Raw genomic sequence first — 15,816 nt, 5'->3', positions numbered from 1 at the left:
CTCGCGGGCCGCTACCCGGCCGCAAGGCCCCGCAGAAGCTGGGGCAGGGCCGTGCCGATGGGGTCGCGGACGACCTCGTCGGCGAGGTCGTCGTACGGCGTGGGCTCGGCGTTGACGACGATCAGCCGGGCGCCGTGGTCGGCGGCGACACCGGCCAGCCCCGCGGCCGGCTGCACCTGCAGGCTGGTGCCGGCGGCGACGAAGACCTGGCACGCCTTGGCGACGGCGGCCGCCTCACCCAGCACGACGGGGTCGAGGCGCTCGCCGAACATCACCGTCGCCGGCTTCAGGATCCCGCCGCACCGCACGCAGGGCGGATCCGCCTCCCCGGCCTCGACCCGGGCGAGGGCCTCGTCCATCGGCCCTCGCACGTCGCACGCGGTGCACTCGAACTCCCGTGCCGTCCCGTGCAGTTCGATGACCTTGCGGGCGGGCATCCCGGCGAGCTGGTGCAGCCCGTCCACGTTCTGCGTGATCACCCGCACCGGCACCCCGGACCGCTCCAGCTCCGCCACGGCCCGGTGCGCGGCGTTCGGTTCGGCACCCAGCGCCCCGGTCTCCCACCGCATCCGCCACGACCGCCGCCGGATCTCCGGATCGCCCATGTAGTACGCGTGGGTCACGAGCTTCTCGGCCCCGGGATCCCGCCGCCACAGCCCGTCGGGCCCGCGGTAGTCGGGAATCCCGGAGTCGGTGGAGACACCGGCACCGGTCAGCAGCGCGACGAGGGGCTTGGCCATGCCGGTGAGGGTAGGCCGGATCCCGGGCGGCGGCGAGCGGGTATCGCGTCGGCGGCACCCGGAACGGCACCGCGGGGGTCAGGCGACCCGGTGCCCGTTCTCCAGCTCCGCCGTGCCCGAGCCCTCCGCCAGGACGTCCAGGGCGGCCAGGACACGGCGGCCGAGGGCGCCGGGCAGGTACGCGGTCAGCTCCTCGCGGGGGACCGGACGCCAGGACAGCAGCTCCTCCTCCTGCAGGCGGATCGCCTTCAGATCCTCCTCGCCGAGGACCCCGCCGTCGTAGAGGTACGCCACCAGCGGCGGACGGCCGGTGCCGTGCACCCAGTCCACCGCCAGCAGCCGCCCGACCTCGCGGTCCAGGCCGATCTCCTCCAGCGTCTCGCGCCGCGCGCCCTGCCGCGGGGTCTCCCCCTCGTCGGACTCGACGGTGCCGCCGGGCAGCGCCCAGCCGTCCCGGTAGTTGGGCTCGACCAGCAGCACCCTGCCCTCCCCGTCCCGGAACAGCACGGCGGCACCGGCCAGGACACGGGGCAGGGAGGCGATGTAGGCGGCGTAGTCAGGAGAGGCGCTCATGAGGGGCAGGGTAGCGACCGAGCCCGGCTCCCGGGCCACCTGGTTCAGCTCTCCGCCTCCGCCAGCCGTAGCGTCCGCTCCGCCAGCTCGCTGATCCTCACCCCGTCGAAGCCGAACACCGCGCTGCGCACCGTGTCCTCCAGCGGCGCGGTCCACTGCGTGGGGATGGCCTCCGCGCCGCCCAGCACCCCCGCCACCGAGCCCGCCGTCGCACCGTTGGAGTCGGTGTCCAGACCGCCGCGGACGGTCAGGGTGATGGTGCGGGTGAAGTCGCCGTCGCCGTACAGCAGGCCCGCGGTGATCACGGCGGCGTTCGGGATCGTGTGGATCCAGCCCATCCCGGCGGTCTCCTCGGCGACCGTGGTCAGCGTGTCCTCCCAGGACATCCGCGTGTCGTGCAGCGACACCACCCGCCGGACCGTACGGGCGAGGCGGCTGCCCGCCGGGATCACGGCCAGCGCCTCGTCGACCGCGTGCCGCACGGTGGGCGCGGTGAACGCCGCCGCGATCAGCGCCGCCGCCCACATCGACCCGTAGACCCCGTTGCCGGTGTGCGACAGCACGGCGTCGCGCCGGGCCAGCGAGGCGGCCCGGCGTGGCGCGCCCGGGCAGGTCCAGCCGAACACGTCGGCCCGGATGAGGGCCCCGATCCACTCCTGGCAGGGGTTGTCGTACGTGGCGGTCAGCGGCGGCTTCAGCCCGTTGGCCAGGTTGCGGTACGCGGCCCGCTCGGCGGTGAACGTCTGCAGGTACGGAAGCCGCAGCAGCCACAGGTCGCCGACCTGCTCGGTGCTGAAGCCGAAGCCGTGGGTCTCCAGCAGGTCGAGACCGAGGATCGCGTAGTCGACGTCGTCGTCACGGCAGCTGCCGTGGATCCGGCCGCGGACGCACTGGCGCCACTCGGGCCGCAGTGCGCCCGCCTCGTCACCGGCGGGCTCGGGCAGGTAGTCCGTCAACGGGAGGGCGGCGGCCCGTCTGAGGTAGCGGTCGATGCGGTCGCGCGACCAGACCTCGCCCTGTTCGACGGGCTTGCCGAGCATGTTGCCCGCGATGCGGCCCTGCCAGCCGCCGAGGATGCGGTTGCCGAGGTCTGTGTCAGAGCGTGCGGGGGTCATGGTGGAGGTCTACCCGTTTCGGGGGTGGCCGCTGCGGTGTCTTCGGTGGCGGCTTCGTCGTGGCCGGCCGAGCGGTTCCCCGCGCCCACCGAGGCGAGGGTCCTCCCGGTCCACGGGATGGGCACGGGCTGACGGCGGACGGATCCTCCGGTTAAGGTCGCAGCGGCGCGACTGGCCTTGACGTGCGTGAAGGCCCGGAGAGCAAGGGGAGTGCAAGTGGCGGACGCTGCAGGGAGCGGAATCCAAAAGACCCAGCGGGTGCTCGTCGCCGCGGACAAGTTCAAGGGGTCGCTGACGGCCGTGGAGGTCGCGGAGCGGGTCACGGCCGGGCTGCGCCGCGTCCTGCCCGACCTCCGCGTCGAGGCGCTGCCCGTGGCCGACGGCGGCGACGGGACCGTGGCCGCGGCCGTCGCGGCGGGGTTCGAGCGCAGGGAGGTCCGGGTCGCCGGCCCGCTGGGCGACGAGGTGACGGCGGCGTACGCGCTGCGCGACGGCACCGCGGTGGTGGAGATGGCCGAGGCGAGCGGGCTGCAACGGCTGCCCGAGGGCGTCCTCGCCCCGCTGACGGCCTCGACCCGCGGCTCCGGCGAGCTGCTGCGGGCCGCGCTGGACGCCGGTGCCCGCACCATCGTCTTCGGCGTGGGCGGCAGCGCCACCACCGACGGCGGCGCCGGGATGCTGTCCGCGCTGGGTGCCCGGTTCCTGGACGCCGAGGGGAACCCGGTGCCTCCGGGCGGCGGCGGTCTCGCCGCGGTGGAGACGGCGGACCTGTCGGGCCTCGACCCTCGTTTCGCCGACGTGGAGCTGGTCCTCGCCAGCGACGTCGACAACCCGCTGACCGGTCCGAAGGGCGCGCCCGCGGTCTACGGGCCGCAGAAGGGGGCCTCACCGGACGACGTGGCGGCCCTGGACGCCGCCCTCGCGCACTTCGCGAAGGTGCTGGAGGGGACGGTGGGGCCGAAGGCGGCCGGCTGTGCGGCGGCACCCGGCGCGGGTGCGGCCGGCGGCATCGGCTACGGCGCCCTCCTCCTGGGCGCCCGGTTCCGCCCCGGCATCGAGGTCATGCTCGACGTCCTGGGCTTCGCCGCCGCGCTCGACGGCGTCGATCTGGTGATCACCGGCGAGGGCTCGCTGGACGAGCAGACCCTGCACGGGAAGGCCCCGGCGGGCGTCGCCACGGCGGCCCGCGCCGCCGGCCGGGAGGTCGTGGCGGTCTGCGGCCGCCTGGCCCTGCCGCCGGAGGTGCTGGGCCGGGCCGGGATCCGCAGGGCGTATCCCCTGACGGACGAGGAGCCGGACGTGGCGAAGTGCATCGCCGAGGCGGGCCCCATCCTGGAGCGCGTCGCCCAGCGGATCGCCCGCGACTTCCTGACCTGAGCCGGTTCCCGCGCCGCCCGGCACCCGGACAGGCGAAGGGCCCCGGACCACAACCCGGTCCGGGGCCCTTCGCCTGTGCCTGGCTACGGCAGCTGCGCCGCCCGTGCCTCGCGACGGTTGTCGCGGAAGTTGTTCACCCTCCGGGCCGTCGCGAACAGCGGGATCACCGCGCCCATGACCAGCTGGAGCGCGCAGCCCGTCTGCAGCAGCAGCTGGCCGCTCGGCGCGTCGAACGCCCAGGCCGCCATCAGGCCCATCCCCAGCACGATCCACGACAGCATCGCCACGGCGAGCCGGCCCCGCGGCTTGGGGTACTCCACGCGGCTCACCATCAGCCACGCCGTCCCCAGGATCGCCAGCAGGGTCGCCACGAAGGGCAGCTCCAGCAGGACGATGGACACGACCGTCAGCGCGCCGAACGGTGACGGCATGCCCTGGAAGGTGCCGTCCTTGACCGTGACGCACGAGAACCGGGCGAGCCGCAGCACCACCGCCAGCAGCACCACGATCGCCCCGACCGCCGCGACCCGCTGGTACGCGCCGTCCGCGACCATGCCGTAGACGAGGACGAAGTACGCCGGCGCCAGGCCGAAGCTGATCAGGTCCGACAGGTTGTCCAGCTCGGCGCCCATGGGGGAGGAGCGCAGCTTGCGCGCCACCAGGCCGTCGAACAGGTCGAAGACCGCCGCGCACAGCATGAGGATGACCGCCGTGGCCGCGCTGTTGCGCGCCATGCCGGTCTCCTGGCTGCCCATGAGGTCGGGGATCAGGATGCCGGTGGTGGTGAAGTACACCGCCATGAAGCCGCACGTGGCGTTGCCGAGGGTCAGCGTGTCCGCTATCGACAGCCGGAGGGAGAGGGGCATCTCCTCTTCCTCGTCGGCCTCGTCGGTCCCCGGGACCCAGCCGGACTTGGTATCAGGATCAATCACGGTCAATGCGAGTCACCCCAGCCACGGTCTTCTGCCCCACCTCGACCGCGACCTCCACGCCCTCGGGCAGATAGAGGTCGACGCGCGAGCCGAAGCGGATCAGGCCGATCCGCTCGCCCTGCTCGACCTTGGTGCCCTGGGGCACGTAGGGGACGATGCGGCGGGCGACGGCGCCGGCGATCTGGATCATCTCGATGTCGCCGAGCTCGGTGTCGAAGTGCCAGACGACGCGCTCGTTGTTCTCGCTCTCCTTGTTGAAGGCGGGAACGAAGCCACCGGGCACGTGCTCGACCGACGTCACGGTGCCGGCCAGCGGCGCGCGGTTGACGTGCACGTTGAGCGGGCTCATGAAGATCGCGACGCGGGTGCGGCCGTCCTTCCACGGCATGATGCTCTGCACCACACCGTCGGCGGGCGAGATGACCCGGCCCTGGGTGATCTCGCGCTCGGGGTCGCGGAAGAACCACAGCATCCCCGCCGCCAGCGCGGTGGCGGGAACGGCCACGGCCTTGGCGGCGCCGGAGCGGCGCGCGCGGGCCAGGCTGAGTGCTGCGGTGGCGACGGTCGGAAGGAGCCACGGCGATGCTCCGCGCGCGAGGCGTACGCCGGCCCGGCTGTCGCGAGATGCAGAGGTTTGGCTGTGGGGCATGGATGACCTTCGTAGCGGATGATGCCGCACTCTGACGGGGGACGGCGGCTTTCCGGCGATCGTAGCGGCTCGCGGCCCGAACTGGGTAAGCCAGGCTGCCGAGTCGGCGGCTGAAGGGTGCTGACGGGGTGTGATCTTCTTCTCCAAGAAAACACCCCGTATCCGGACATCTAGCCCTGGAATCGATACTCTTCGAGCAGTCGCCTGCCGATGATCATTTTCTGGATCTCGGCGGTACCTTCACCGATCAGCAGCATCGGCGCCTCGCGGTAGAGGCGCTCGATCTCGTACTCCTTGGAGAAGCCGTAGCCGCCGTGGATCCGGAAGGCGTCCTCGACGACCTCCTTGCAGTACTCGGAGGCGAGGTACTTCGCCATCCCAGCCTCAAGGTCGTTTCGCTCCCCGGAGTCCTTTTTGCGTGCCGCGTTCACCATCATCGCATGCGCGGCCTCGACCTTGGTAGCCATCTCGGCCAGCTTGAACTGGATCGCCTGGTGCTGGGCGATCGGCTTGCCGAAGGTGTGCCGCTGCTGCGCGTACTGCACGCCCAGTTCGAACGCACGCTGCGCGACGCCGCAGCCACGCGCCGCGACGTTCACGCGGCCGACCTCGACGCCGTCCATCATCTGGTAGAACCCGCGGCCGGTGACCCCGCCGAGCACGCGGTCCGCGGGAACCCGCAGGCCATCCATGATGAGCTCGGTGGTGTCGACCCCCTTGTAGCCCATCTTGTCGATCTTGCCGGGGATGGTGAGGCCCGGGCGGACCTCGCCGAACCCGGGCTCCTTCTCCACCAGGAAGGTGGTCATCGACTTGTGGGGCGCCGTGCCCTCGGGGTGACCTTCGTCACTTCGGACCAGAACGGCCACCAGGGACGAGGTCCCACCGTTGGTCAGCCACATCTTCTGGCCGTTCAGGACGTACTCCCCGCCGTCCTTCACCGCCTTGGACGTGATCGCGGACACGTCCGAGCCGAGGCCCGGCTCCGACATCGAGAACGCGCCCCGGACGTCGCCGGCCGCCATGCGCGGCAGGAAGTGGTCCTTCTGCTCCTGCGTGCCGTGCTGCTTGAGCATGTAGGCCACGATGAAGTGGGTGTTGATGATGCCGGACACCGACATCCAGCCGCGCGCGATCTCCTCGACGCACAGCGCGTACGTCAGGAGCGACTCGCCCAGACCGCCGTACTCCTCGGGGATCATCAGGCCGAACAGGCCCAACTCCTTCAGCCCGTCGACGATCTGTTGCGGGTACTCGTCGCGGTGCTCCAGCTCCGTGGCGACCGGGATGATCTCCTTGTCCACGAAGTCCCGGACGGTGGACAGGATCTCCCGCTGGACGTCCGTCAGACCGGCGGTCTGGGCGAGTCGCGCCATGACTACTTCTCCTGCTCTCGCAGCTCCGGGCGGCCGGGCTGCTCGCCGCCGCGCTCCTTGATGTACGTCTCGGTCGGCACCATCACCTTGCGGCGGAACACGCAGACCAGCGTGCCGTCCTGCTTGTAGCCCTTGGTCTCCACGTGCACGATGCCGCGGTCGCTCTTCGACTTCGACGGCCACTTGTCGAGCACCGTCGTCTGGCCGTAGACGGTGTCGCCGTGGAAGGTGGGCGCCACGTGCCGGAGCGACTCGATCTCCAGGTTGGCGATGGCCTTGCCGGAGATGTCCGGCACGGACATGCCGAGCAGCAGCGAGTAGACGTAGTTGCCCACCACGACGTTCCTGCCGAAGTCGGTCGTCTTCTCCGCGTAGTTCGTGTCCATGTGGAGCGGGTGGTGGTTCATGGTGAGGAGACAGAACAGGTGGTCGTCGTACTCCGTGACCGTCTTGCCCGGCCAGTGCTTGTACGTCGCACCGACCTCGAACTCCTCGTAGGTGCGTCCGAACTGCATCGCGCTCAGCGCCCTTCTAGTCGGTGGGGATCTCGAACTTGCTGGTGCGCTGCATGCCGGCGGCACGGCCCTTGCCGGAGATGACCAGGGCCATCTTGCGGCTGGCCTCGTCGATCATCTCGTCGCCGAGCATCGCCGAGCCCTTCTTGCCGCCCGCCTCGGACGTGTAGTAGTCGTACGCGTCCAGGATCAGCTCGGCGTGGTCGTAGTCCTCCTGGGACGGCGAGAAGATCTCGTTGGACGCCTCGACCTGGCCCGGGTGCAGCACCCACTTGCCGTCGAAGCCGAGCGCGGCGGCGCGCTGCGCGACCTCGCGGTAGCCCTCGACGTTGCGGATCTGCAGGTAGGGACCGTCGATCGCCTGGAGGTTGTTGGCGCGGGCCGCCATCAGGATCTTCATCAGGATGTAGTGGTAGGCGTCCGCCGGGTAGCCGGGCGGCTGCTCGCCCACGACCAGCGACTTCATGTTGATCGACGCCATGAAGTCGGCCGGGCCGAAGATGATCGTCTCCACGCGCGGGGAGGCCTGCGCGATCTCGTTGACGTTGTTCAGGCCCTGCGCGTTCTCGATCTGCGCCTCGATGCCGATGCGGCCGACCTCGAAGCCCATCGTCTTCTCGATCTGCGTCAGCAGCAGGTCCAGCGCCACGATCTGCTGGGCGTCCTGGACCTTCGGCAGCATGATGCAGTCGAGGTTCGGGCCGGCGCCCTCGACGACCGTGACGACGTCCCGGTAGGTCCACTCGGTCGTCCAGTCGTTGACCCGGACCACGCGGGTCTTGCCCGTCCAGTCGCCCTCGTTGAGGAACTTCACGATGGTGTGCCGCGCCTCGGGCTTGGCCAGCGGGGCGCAGGCGTCCTCCAGGTCGAGGAAGACCTGGTCCGCCGGGAGGCCCTGGGCCTTCTCCAGGAAGCGCGGGTTCGAGCCCGGTACCGCCAGGCAGGAACGCCGGGGGCGAAGGCGGTTGACCTGCGGAGCAGGGCTGGTCATGCGGGGACCTCCAGGGGGTCGAGCTTGTTCGCTTTCCGTATCTCGTCCACGATGCGGCCGATGATTGCGGTGATGTCGAAGTCCTTCGGGGTGAAGACCGCGGCCACTCCGGCTGCCCTGAGCTGCTCGGCGTCACCGTTCGGGATGATGCCACCGGCGATCACCGGGATGTCTGTGGCACCGGCCACATGGAGCCGTTCGAGGACGTCCGGCACCAGCTGGGCGTGTGATCCGGACAGGATCGACAGTCCGACCGCGTGCACGTCCTCCGCGAGGGCCGCGTCCACGATCTGCTCGGGCGTCAGCCGGATGCCCTGGTAGACCACCTCGAAGCCGGCGTCCCGCGCCCGCACCGCGATCTGCTCGGCGCCGTTGGAGTGCCCGTCCAGGCCGGGCTTGCCGACCAGGAAGCGCAGCTTGCCCACGCCCAGGTCCTTCGCCGTCAGGTCCACCTTGCGGCGCACCAGGGCGAGCGTGCTGCCCTCCTCGACGGGGACGGCCACCGGCGCCGAGGAGACGCCCGTGGGCGCCCGGAACTCGCCGAACACCTCGCGCAGCGCCCCGGCCCACTCGCCGGTCGTGGCGCCGGCCCGGGCGCACTCGAGAGTGGCTTCCATGAGGTTCTCGTTGCCGCGGGCGGCGTCCTTCAGCCGTTCCAGGGCCTTGCAGGGCCGCGGGTGGTTGAAGGGCGGCTGGTAGCGGCTGTCACGCCACTGCTGCAGCGCGGCGACGACGCGGGCCTCGACCGCCGGGTCCACCGTCTGGATCGCGGTGTCCAGGTCGGCGGTCAGCGGGTTCGGCTCGGTGCCCTCGAAGATGTTGACACCGACGATCTTCTCCTGGCCGGACTCGATCCGGCCCCGCCGCTCGGCGTGCGAGGCGACCAGCTGCGACTTGAGGTAGCCGGACTCGACGGCCGCCATGGCGCCGCCCATCTCCTCGATGCGGTCGATCTCGGCGAACGCCTCCTCGACCAGCCGGTCCACCTTCGCCTCGATCACCTTCGAGCCCTCGAAGATGTCGTCGTACTCCAGCAGGTCGCTCTCGTAGGCCAGGACCTGCTGGATGCGCAGCGACCACTGCTGGTCCCAGGGGCGGGGCAGGCCCAGGGCCTCGTTCCAGGCGGGAAGCTGCACGGCACGCGCGCGTGCGTCCTTGGAGAGGGTGACGGCCAGCATCTCCAGCACGATCCGCTGGACGTTGTTCTCCGGCTGCGCCTCCGTCAGGCCCAGGGAGTTGACCTGGACGCCGTAGCGGAAGCGGCGCTGCTTGGGGTTCTCGATGCCGTACCGCTCGCGGGTGATGCGGTCCCAGATGCGGCCGAACGCCCGCATCTTGCACATCTCCTCGATGAAGCGCACGCCCGCGTTCACGAAGAAGGAGATGCGCGCGACGACGTCGCCCATGCGGTCCTGCGGAACCTGGCCGGAGTCGCGCACCGCGTCCAGGACGGCGATGGCGGTGGACATCGCGTACGCGATCTCCTGGACCGGTGTGGCGCCCGCCTCCTGCAGGTGGTAGCTGCAGATGTTGATCGGGTTCCACTTCGGCATGTGGGAGACCGTGTACGCGATCATGTCCGTCGTCAGGCGCAGGCTCGGCCCCGGCGGGAAGACGTGCGTGCCGCGGGAGAGGTACTCCTTGACGATGTCGTTCTGGGTCGTGCCCTGGAGCTTGGTGATGTCGGCACCCTGCTCCTCGGCGACGACCTGGTAGAGCGCCAGCAGCCACATGGCCGTGGCGTTGATGGTCATCGAGGTGTTCATCTGCTCCAGGGGGATGTCCTGGAACAGCCGGCGCATGTCACCGAGGTGCGCGATCGGCACGCCGACCCGGCCGACCTCGCCGCGGGCGAGGATGTGGTCGGAGTCGTAGCCGGTCTGCGTCGGCAGGTCGAACGCCACCGACAGACCGGTCTGGCCCTTGGCGAGGTTGCGCCGGTACAGCTCGTTGGACGCCTCGGCGGTGGAGTGGCCGGCGTACGTGCGCATGAGCCACGGCCGGTCCTTCTCCCGCCTGCCTTCGGCTGGCTGACGCTCAGTCATCTATGGCCTCCGCTGCCTTCAGACGTTCCGGAAGCGGTTGATGGCGTCGATGTGCCGGGCGCGCTTGACCTGGTCCCGCACGCCCAGGCCCTCCTCGGGGGCCATGCACAGCACGCCGACCTTGCCCTGGTGGAGGTTGCGGTGCACGTCGTAGGCGGCCTGGCCGGTGTCCTCCAGGGAGTACACCTTGGACAGGGTGGGGTGGATCTTGCCCTTGGCGATGAGGCGGTTGGCCTCCCAGGCCTCGCGGTAGTTGGCGAAGTGGGAGCCGATGATGCGCTTGAGCGACATCCACAGGTAGCGGTTGTCGTACTCGTGCATGTAGCCCGAGGTCGAGGCGCAGGTGGTGATGGTGCCGCCCTTGCGGGTGACGAACACGGACGCGCCGAAGGTCTCCCGGCCCGGGTGCTCGAAGACGATGTCGATGTCCTCGCCGCCGGTGAGTTCGCGGATGCGCTTGCCGAAGCGCTTCCACTCCTTGGGGTCCTGGGTGTTCTCGTCCTTCCAGAACCGGTAGCCCTCGGCGGTGCGGTCGATGATCGCCTCGGCGCCCATCGAGCGGCAGATGTCCGCCTTCTGCTCGCTGGAGACGACACAGATCGGGTTGGCGCCGCCGGCCAGCGCGAACTGGGTGGCGTAGGAGCCCAGTCCGCCGCTCGCGCCCCAGATCAGGACGTTGTCGCCCTGCTTCATGCCGGCGCCGTTGCGGGAGACCAGCTGCCGGTAGGCGGTGGAGTTGACCAGGCCGGGAGCGGCGGCCTCCTCCCAGCTGAGGTGGTCGGGCTTGGGCATCAGCTGGTTGGACTTCACCAGCGCGATCTCGGCGAGGCCGCCGAAGTTCGTCTCGAAGCCCCAGATGCGCTGCTCGGGGTCGAGCATCGTGTCGTTGTGGCCGTCCGAGGACTCCAGCTCGACCGACAGGCAGTGGGCGACGACCTCGTCACCGGGTCGCCAGGCGTTGACACCCGGGCCGGTACGCAGGACCACGCCCGCGAGGTCGGAGCCGATGATGTGGTAGGGCAGGTCGTGGCGCTTGGCCAGCTCGTTGGTGCGGCCGTAGCGCTCCAGGAAGCCGAAGGTGGACAGCGGCTCGAAGATCGACGTCCACACCGAGTTGTAGTTGACCGACGAGGCCATGACGGCCACCAGCGCCTCACCCGGGCCGAGCTCGGGCAGCGGCACCTCGTCCAGGTGGATCGACTTGCGGGGGTCCTTGTCGCGCGTGGCGAGCCCGGCGAACATCTCCGTCTCGTCCTTGTGCACGGTGATCGCGCGGTACGACTCGGGCAGCGGGAGGGCGGCGAAGTCCTCCGACGTGGAGTCGGGCGACTGGATCGCGGCCAGGATGTCCTTCACGGTCACGGTGTTGCCTCCGGCGGTGAGCGCCCTGAGGGAGGGGCGCCGATGGTTACGTCGGTGCTGCTGAGGGTTGAGGGGTGCCGTCGGTTCGGCGGTGGTGCTGTTCGGCAGCGCATGGTGGCGCGGGAGGTTGCCTGTGACGCAGGCGTCCGGGCGTGCAGGCGGGTTCGGCCTGCCGGGACGTCGTCCGGACTTCTTCAACGTATGACACCGCGTGTCACCCCGCAAGGCACTGAGTGCCAGAACTTGCTCTCAGGTGAAATCTTTACGCAACATATGAGCGATGATCGATCGAACGGGGTCGGTGAGTGTCCGCAAAACGGCCCCTGACATGCCAAAACGGCCACCCCGAAGGGTGGCCGTCGTCACAGTGCGGTGAGTCCCTCAGCGCTCCTTGAGTGCCTGCTCGATGGTCCGCATGACCTCGTCCAGCGGGGCGTCGGTACGGGCGACCGTGACCAGCACCTCGCCCTGCGTCGAGGCCGTCGCCGCGGCCGGCTGCGGATCCGCGGAGCGCCCGGCGCCGATGCCGGTGCCGAAGGTCTTCCGTACGATCGCGAACGCGTGGTCCAGCTGCGCCTCCACGTCGCCCTGACCGCCGGCCCTGAGCCAGCGCCGCAGCACGTGGTTGTGCGCCGTGACCACCGCCGACGCGGCCACCTCCGCCAGCAGCGGGTCGTCGTTGGCGTCGTCGGCGTGTGCCCGCTCGTCGAAGTGCCCGAGGAGGTAACGGGTGAACAGCCGCTCGTAGCGGGCCACCGACGCGATCTCCGCCTCGCGCAGGGTGGGCACCTCGCGCGTCAGCTTGTAGCGGGCGACCGAGATCTCCGGCCGGGCCGCGTACATCCGCATGACCTCCTTGATGCCGCGGCACACGGTGTCGAGCGGATGCTCGTGCGCGGGTGCCGCGTTGAGCACCGCCTCGGCGCGGATCAGGGTGTCGTCGTGGTCGGGGAAGATCGCCTCTTCCTTGGAGCGGAAGTGGCGGAAGAACGTCCGGCGGGCCACCCCGGCCCGGGCCGCGATCTCGTCGACGGTGGTCGCCTCGTACCCCTTCGTCGCGAACAGCTCCATCGCGGCGGCCGCCAGTTCCCGGCGCATCTTGAGCCGCTGGGCGGCGGCACGGGAGCCGGCGGCGCTCTCCGGGGCGTCGGCCGTGGCGGGTGTACGAGAGGACCTGGCGGGCTGGGACATGCCCTGAACGTACTGCATGTGCGCAGCTCGGTGCGCATGACCCGGGTGCCGGACACCGCCGGAGGGCGGAGCGGACCGGTCCGGGCCGAGCAGCCCGCCCCACTCCGCCCCGGCCCCGAACCAGTCGCCGGAACGCTCAGCGCTTGGCATATTCGCGGAAGCCGCGGCCGGTCTTCCGGCCGAGGCAGCCCGCGGCCACCAGGTGCTCCAGCAGCGGCGCCGGGGCGAGACCCGGGTCGCGGAACTCGCGGTGCAGGACCTTCTCGATGGCGAGCGAGACGTCGAGCCCGACGACGTCCAGCAGTTCGAACGGGCCCATCGGGTAGCCGCCGCCGAGCTTCATCGCGGCGTCGATGTCGTCGAGCGAGGCGTAGTGCTCCTGCACCATCTTGATCGCGTTGTTGAGGTACGGGAACAGCAGCGCGTTCACGATGAAGCCGGCCCGGTCCCCGCAGTCCACCGCGTGCTTGCGGATCCGTCCGCAGACCTCGCGGACGGTGGCGTGCACGTCGTCGGCCGTCAGCACCGTGCGGACGACCTCGACCAGCTTCATGGCCGGCGCCGGGTTGAAGAAGTGCATCCCGATGACGTCCTGCGGGCGCGAGGTGGCCCGGGCGCACGCGACGACCGGCAGGGAGGAGGTGGTGGTGGCCAGGATCGCGCCCGGCTTGCAGACCTTGTCCAGCGCGGCGAACAGCTGCCGCTTGACCTCCAGATCCTCGGCGACCGCCTCCAGCGCCAGGTCGACGCCGGCGAAGTCCTCGTAGGTACCCGTGGCCGTGATGCGGTCCAGTGTCTCGGCGGCGGCCTCGGCGCTCATGCGGCCCTTGTCGACCGAGCGGGCCAGGGACTTGCCGATGCGGGCCTTGGCGGTCTGCGCCTTCTCCTCGCTGCGCGCGGCCAGGACGACCCGGTATCCGGCCTTGGCGAAGACCTCGGCGATCCCGGAGGCCATGGTGCCCGAGCCGGCCACGCCGACCGAGGAGACGGTCCGGCCGGGGACCGCCGTCCCGCCCTGGGACGGGGTCAGCGCGTCGGGCACGACGACCGCACTGCCCGGCGCCTCGTAGGTGTAGAAGCCGCGACCCGCCTTGCGGCCCGTCAGGCCCGCCTCGCTGAGCTGCCTGAGGATCGGGGCCGGGGCGTGCAGCCGGTCGTGGGAGGCGGCGTACATGGCCTCCAGGACCGTGCGCGCGGTGTCGACGCCGATCAGGTCGAGCAGCGCCAGCGGGCCCATGGGCAGTCCGCAGCCCAGCCGCATCGCGGCGTCGATGTCCTCGCGGGAGGCGTACCTCGCCTCGTACATGGCGGCGGCCTGGTTGAGGTAGCCGAACAGCAGGCCGTCGGCGACGAACCCGGGACGGTCGCCGACCGCCACCGGCTCCTTGCCGAGGTCGAGGGCGAGGTTCGTGACGGCCGTGACGGCGGCGGGAGCGGTCAGCACCGAGGAGACGACCTCGACCAGCTTCATGGCCGGCGCCGGGTTGAAGAAGTGCAGGCCCAGCACGCGCTCGGGCCGCGCGGAGTCGGCCGCCAGCCGCGTGACGGACAGTGCGTTCGTGCCGGTCGCCAGGATCGTCTCCGGACGCACGATCGCGTCGAGCTCCCGGAGGATCTGCTGCTTGATCTCGTAGGACTCCGGGGCCACCTCGATGACCAGGTCGGCGTCGGCCGCGGCGCGCAGGTCGGCGGAGGTGCGCACGCGGGCCAGGATCCCGGCGCGGTCCTCCTCGGTGAGCCGGCCGCGCTCCACACCACGGGCGGTGGAGGACTCCAGGGCGGCGACGCACCGGGCGGCCTGGGCCTCGCTGACGTCGATGCCGACGACCTCGCGGCCGGCCTTGGCGAGGACCTCGGCGATGCCGGTGCCCATCGTGCCGAGGCCGACGACGGCGACGGTGCGCAGCGGGGACGGGGAAGGGTCGGGAAGGGGAGTGGCCATCGCGGGACTCCAGGATGAGGGTGACGACGGGAAACGCATCCCGGGTGCGCCGCGGGAGGGCCGGCCGAAGCCGGGTCGCGGACGCACCGGGTGCGTGAGGAGTGCGGGTGTGGGCCGGGCTGCGAAGCGCACACGCCCGGTGCCGTCTTCCGCGGGCGTGCACACGCCCGGAGGGAACGGCCGTCCGACCGGCCCTGTCCCGGGGCCGAGCCGTACTGCGGTACCTGAGGCACCGAACCGACTGCTCCCACGGTGGCCGCGTCACCAGACCACCATGAGGGATCGCGAGTGGGTAACTCGCTCGTCTGAGCTTAACCGGCGGGTAACGAGCGCGCCAGCCCCCTGTGTTTGTGATGTACGTCCCGCAGGGCCCGTGACCCGCTTAACCTCTCAGTCATGGACGAAGAGTTGCGATCACTCACGGTGCGCTTACGGCAGGAGTCCGGAGGCACGCCGGCGTTCGAGCGGCTCGTGGCGACCGACGATCCCGACGCGCTCGCGGCGGTGCTGACCGAACCCGGGCAACCGCTGTGGGCGCGGGAACTGGCCGCGTTCCGGCTGGGACTGGCGGGGGACCGGCGTGCCTTCGAGTCGCTGGTGCTGCTGCTCAACCACCGTGATCCGCCGCGCTGTGCCTCCGCGGCGCACGCCCTCGCCCGGCTCGGCGACCCGCGCACCGCACGCGCCGCGGCCGCCCTCGCCACCAACGAACTGCGCGTCGCCTACGCCCTGCACCCGGTGCGGCTCCTGGTCGACCTGCGGGCGCCGGAGGCCGTGCCGGCCCTGATCACCACCCTGCGGCGGCGGTTGCGCCCGCACGACCCCTACCGCCGTGTCGCACTCGCCTGCGTGGACGGGCTCGGGACGCTGGGCGACGACCGGGCCCGCCCGGTGCTGCACGAGGCCCTCGCCCACCCGGCACTGGCCGAGGCGGCGGTACGGGCCCTGGGGCGGATCCCCGAGCAGAGGTGAGGGCGCGGGGTCGCGGCCCGGAGGCGGGCGGGTGGG

General features: G+C 71.1%; 14 protein-coding genes. 2 read left to right on the top strand and 12 right to left on the bottom strand.

The annotated features are described in order from the left end of the window. Positions 1-11 precede the first annotated feature (11 nt). From Q5694_RS18500 to Q5694_RS18490, 3 genes are all read right to left on the bottom strand, one after another. Positions 12-740: an SIR2 family NAD-dependent protein deacylase gene (locus tag Q5694_RS18500; protein WP_333934241.1), complete on the bottom strand. Its 729-nt coding sequence runs from the start codon at positions 738-740 to the stop codon at positions 12-14. Between the two features lie 78 nt (positions 741-818). After that, complete coding sequence (locus tag Q5694_RS18495) at positions 819-1,313, bottom strand: NUDIX hydrolase (protein ID WP_333934239.1); 495 nt, start codon at positions 1,311-1,313, stop codon at positions 819-821. A 44-nt stretch (positions 1,314-1,357) separates the two neighbouring features. Further along, positions 1,358-2,428 carry an ADP-ribosylglycohydrolase family protein gene (locus Q5694_RS18490; protein ID WP_333934238.1) on the bottom strand — a complete coding sequence of 357 codons (1,071 nt, stop codon included), beginning with the start codon at positions 2,426-2,428 and terminating at the stop codon, positions 1,358-1,360. 240 nt (positions 2,429-2,668) lie between these two features. On the opposite strand from Q5694_RS18490, the gene Q5694_RS18485 reads away from it, so the two are divergent. After that, entirely contained in the window at positions 2,669-3,805 is a 1,137-nt protein-coding gene (locus Q5694_RS18485) for a glycerate kinase (RefSeq protein ID WP_333934416.1), read from the top strand. Positions 3,806-3,888: 83 nt separating this feature from the next. Here Q5694_RS18485 and pssA read toward each other — a convergent pair whose 3' ends face one another. The 9 genes from pssA to Q5694_RS18440 form a co-directional block, all read right to left on the bottom strand. Continuing rightward, on the bottom strand, positions 3,889-4,671 hold the full coding sequence (gene pssA, locus Q5694_RS18480; RefSeq protein WP_333934415.1) for a CDP-diacylglycerol--serine O-phosphatidyltransferase: 783 nt from the start codon (positions 4,669-4,671) through the stop codon (positions 3,889-3,891). Positions 4,672-4,729: 58 nt separating this feature from the next. Beyond that, on the bottom strand, positions 4,730-5,386 hold the full coding sequence (locus Q5694_RS18475; RefSeq protein ID WP_333934237.1) for a phosphatidylserine decarboxylase: 657 nt from the start codon (positions 5,384-5,386) through the stop codon (positions 4,730-4,732). Positions 5,387-5,556: 170 nt separating this feature from the next. Continuing rightward, positions 5,557-6,762: an acyl-CoA dehydrogenase family protein gene (locus tag Q5694_RS18470; protein WP_333934236.1), complete on the bottom strand. Its 1,206-nt coding sequence runs from the start codon at positions 6,760-6,762 to the stop codon at positions 5,557-5,559. A gap of 2 nt (positions 6,763-6,764) precedes the next feature. Further along, on the bottom strand, positions 6,765-7,277 hold the full coding sequence (locus Q5694_RS18465; RefSeq protein WP_333934235.1) for a MaoC family dehydratase: 513 nt from the start codon (positions 7,275-7,277) through the stop codon (positions 6,765-6,767). A 16-nt stretch (positions 7,278-7,293) separates the two neighbouring features. Then, the gene (locus Q5694_RS18460) at positions 7,294-8,268 is read right to left on the bottom strand and encodes an HpcH/HpaI aldolase/citrate lyase family protein (protein WP_333934233.1); all 975 of its coding nucleotides are present in this window, start codon (positions 8,266-8,268) and stop codon (positions 7,294-7,296) included. Continuing rightward, the gene (locus tag Q5694_RS18455) at positions 8,265-10,313 is read right to left on the bottom strand and encodes a protein meaA (RefSeq protein ID WP_333934232.1); all 2,049 of its coding nucleotides are present in this window, start codon (positions 10,311-10,313) and stop codon (positions 8,265-8,267) included. The genes Q5694_RS18460 and Q5694_RS18455 overlap by 4 nt, the downstream gene beginning before the upstream one ends. 18 nt (positions 10,314-10,331) lie before the next feature. Then, positions 10,332-11,675, bottom strand: coding sequence for a crotonyl-CoA carboxylase/reductase (gene ccrA / locus Q5694_RS18450; protein WP_333934231.1), 1,344 nt, complete (start codon positions 11,673-11,675; stop codon positions 10,332-10,334). 381 nt (positions 11,676-12,056) lie between these two features. After that, entirely contained in the window at positions 12,057-12,866 is an 810-nt protein-coding gene (locus Q5694_RS18445; RefSeq protein WP_333934230.1) for a TetR family transcriptional regulator, read from the bottom strand. Between the two features lie 136 nt (positions 12,867-13,002). Next, positions 13,003-14,808 carry a 3-hydroxyacyl-CoA dehydrogenase family protein gene (locus tag Q5694_RS18440; RefSeq protein WP_333934229.1) on the bottom strand — a complete coding sequence of 602 codons (1,806 nt, stop codon included), beginning with the start codon at positions 14,806-14,808 and terminating at the stop codon, positions 13,003-13,005. A gap of 396 nt (positions 14,809-15,204) precedes the next feature. On the opposite strand from Q5694_RS18440, the gene Q5694_RS18435 reads away from it, so the two are divergent. Further along, positions 15,205-15,780 (top strand): adenylosuccinate lyase, encoded by a 576-nt coding sequence (locus Q5694_RS18435; protein ID WP_333934228.1) that lies wholly within the window; start codon positions 15,205-15,207, stop codon positions 15,778-15,780. The last annotated feature ends 36 nt before the right edge of the window (positions 15,781-15,816 follow it).

Source organism: Streptomyces sp. AHA2 (assembly GCF_036857595.1).
In the GTDB taxonomy this organism is placed as follows: domain Bacteria; phylum Actinomycetota; class Actinomycetes; order Streptomycetales; family Streptomycetaceae; genus Streptomyces.
Note: the sequence above shows the minus strand (reverse complement) of the source record. Positions and strands in the feature narration are given on the sequence as shown.

Coding starts and splice junctions, on each gene's coding strand:
- Q5694_RS18440 (WP_333934229.1), bottom strand. CDS start 14,808: ATGGCCACTCCCCTTCCCGACCCTTCCCCGTCCCCGCTGCGCACCGTC.
- Q5694_RS18460 (WP_333934233.1), bottom strand. CDS start 8,268: ATGACCAGCCCTGCTCCGCAGGTCAACCGCCTTCGCCCCCGGCGTTCC.
- Q5694_RS18435 (WP_333934228.1), top strand. CDS start 15,205: ATGGACGAAGAGTTGCGATCACTCACGGTGCGCTTACGGCAGGAGTCC.
- Q5694_RS18470 (WP_333934236.1), bottom strand. CDS start 6,762: ATGGCGCGACTCGCCCAGACCGCCGGTCTGACGGACGTCCAGCGGGAG.
- Q5694_RS18500 (WP_333934241.1), bottom strand. CDS start 740: ATGGCCAAGCCCCTCGTCGCGCTGCTGACCGGTGCCGGTGTCTCCACC.
- Q5694_RS18455 (WP_333934232.1), bottom strand. CDS start 10,313: ATGACTGAGCGTCAGCCAGCCGAAGGCAGGCGGGAGAAGGACCGGCCG.
- Q5694_RS18495 (WP_333934239.1), bottom strand. CDS start 1,313: ATGAGCGCCTCTCCTGACTACGCCGCCTACATCGCCTCCCTGCCCCGT.
- Q5694_RS18490 (WP_333934238.1), bottom strand. CDS start 2,428: ATGACCCCCGCACGCTCTGACACAGACCTCGGCAACCGCATCCTCGGC.
- Q5694_RS18475 (WP_333934237.1), bottom strand. CDS start 5,386: ATGCCCCACAGCCAAACCTCTGCATCTCGCGACAGCCGGGCCGGCGTA.
- pssA (WP_333934415.1), bottom strand. CDS start 4,671: ATGCCCCTCTCCCTCCGGCTGTCGATAGCGGACACGCTGACCCTCGGC.
- Q5694_RS18445 (WP_333934230.1), bottom strand. CDS start 12,866: ATGTCCCAGCCCGCCAGGTCCTCTCGTACACCCGCCACGGCCGACGCC.
- Q5694_RS18465 (WP_333934235.1), bottom strand. CDS start 7,277: ATGCAGTTCGGACGCACCTACGAGGAGTTCGAGGTCGGTGCGACGTAC.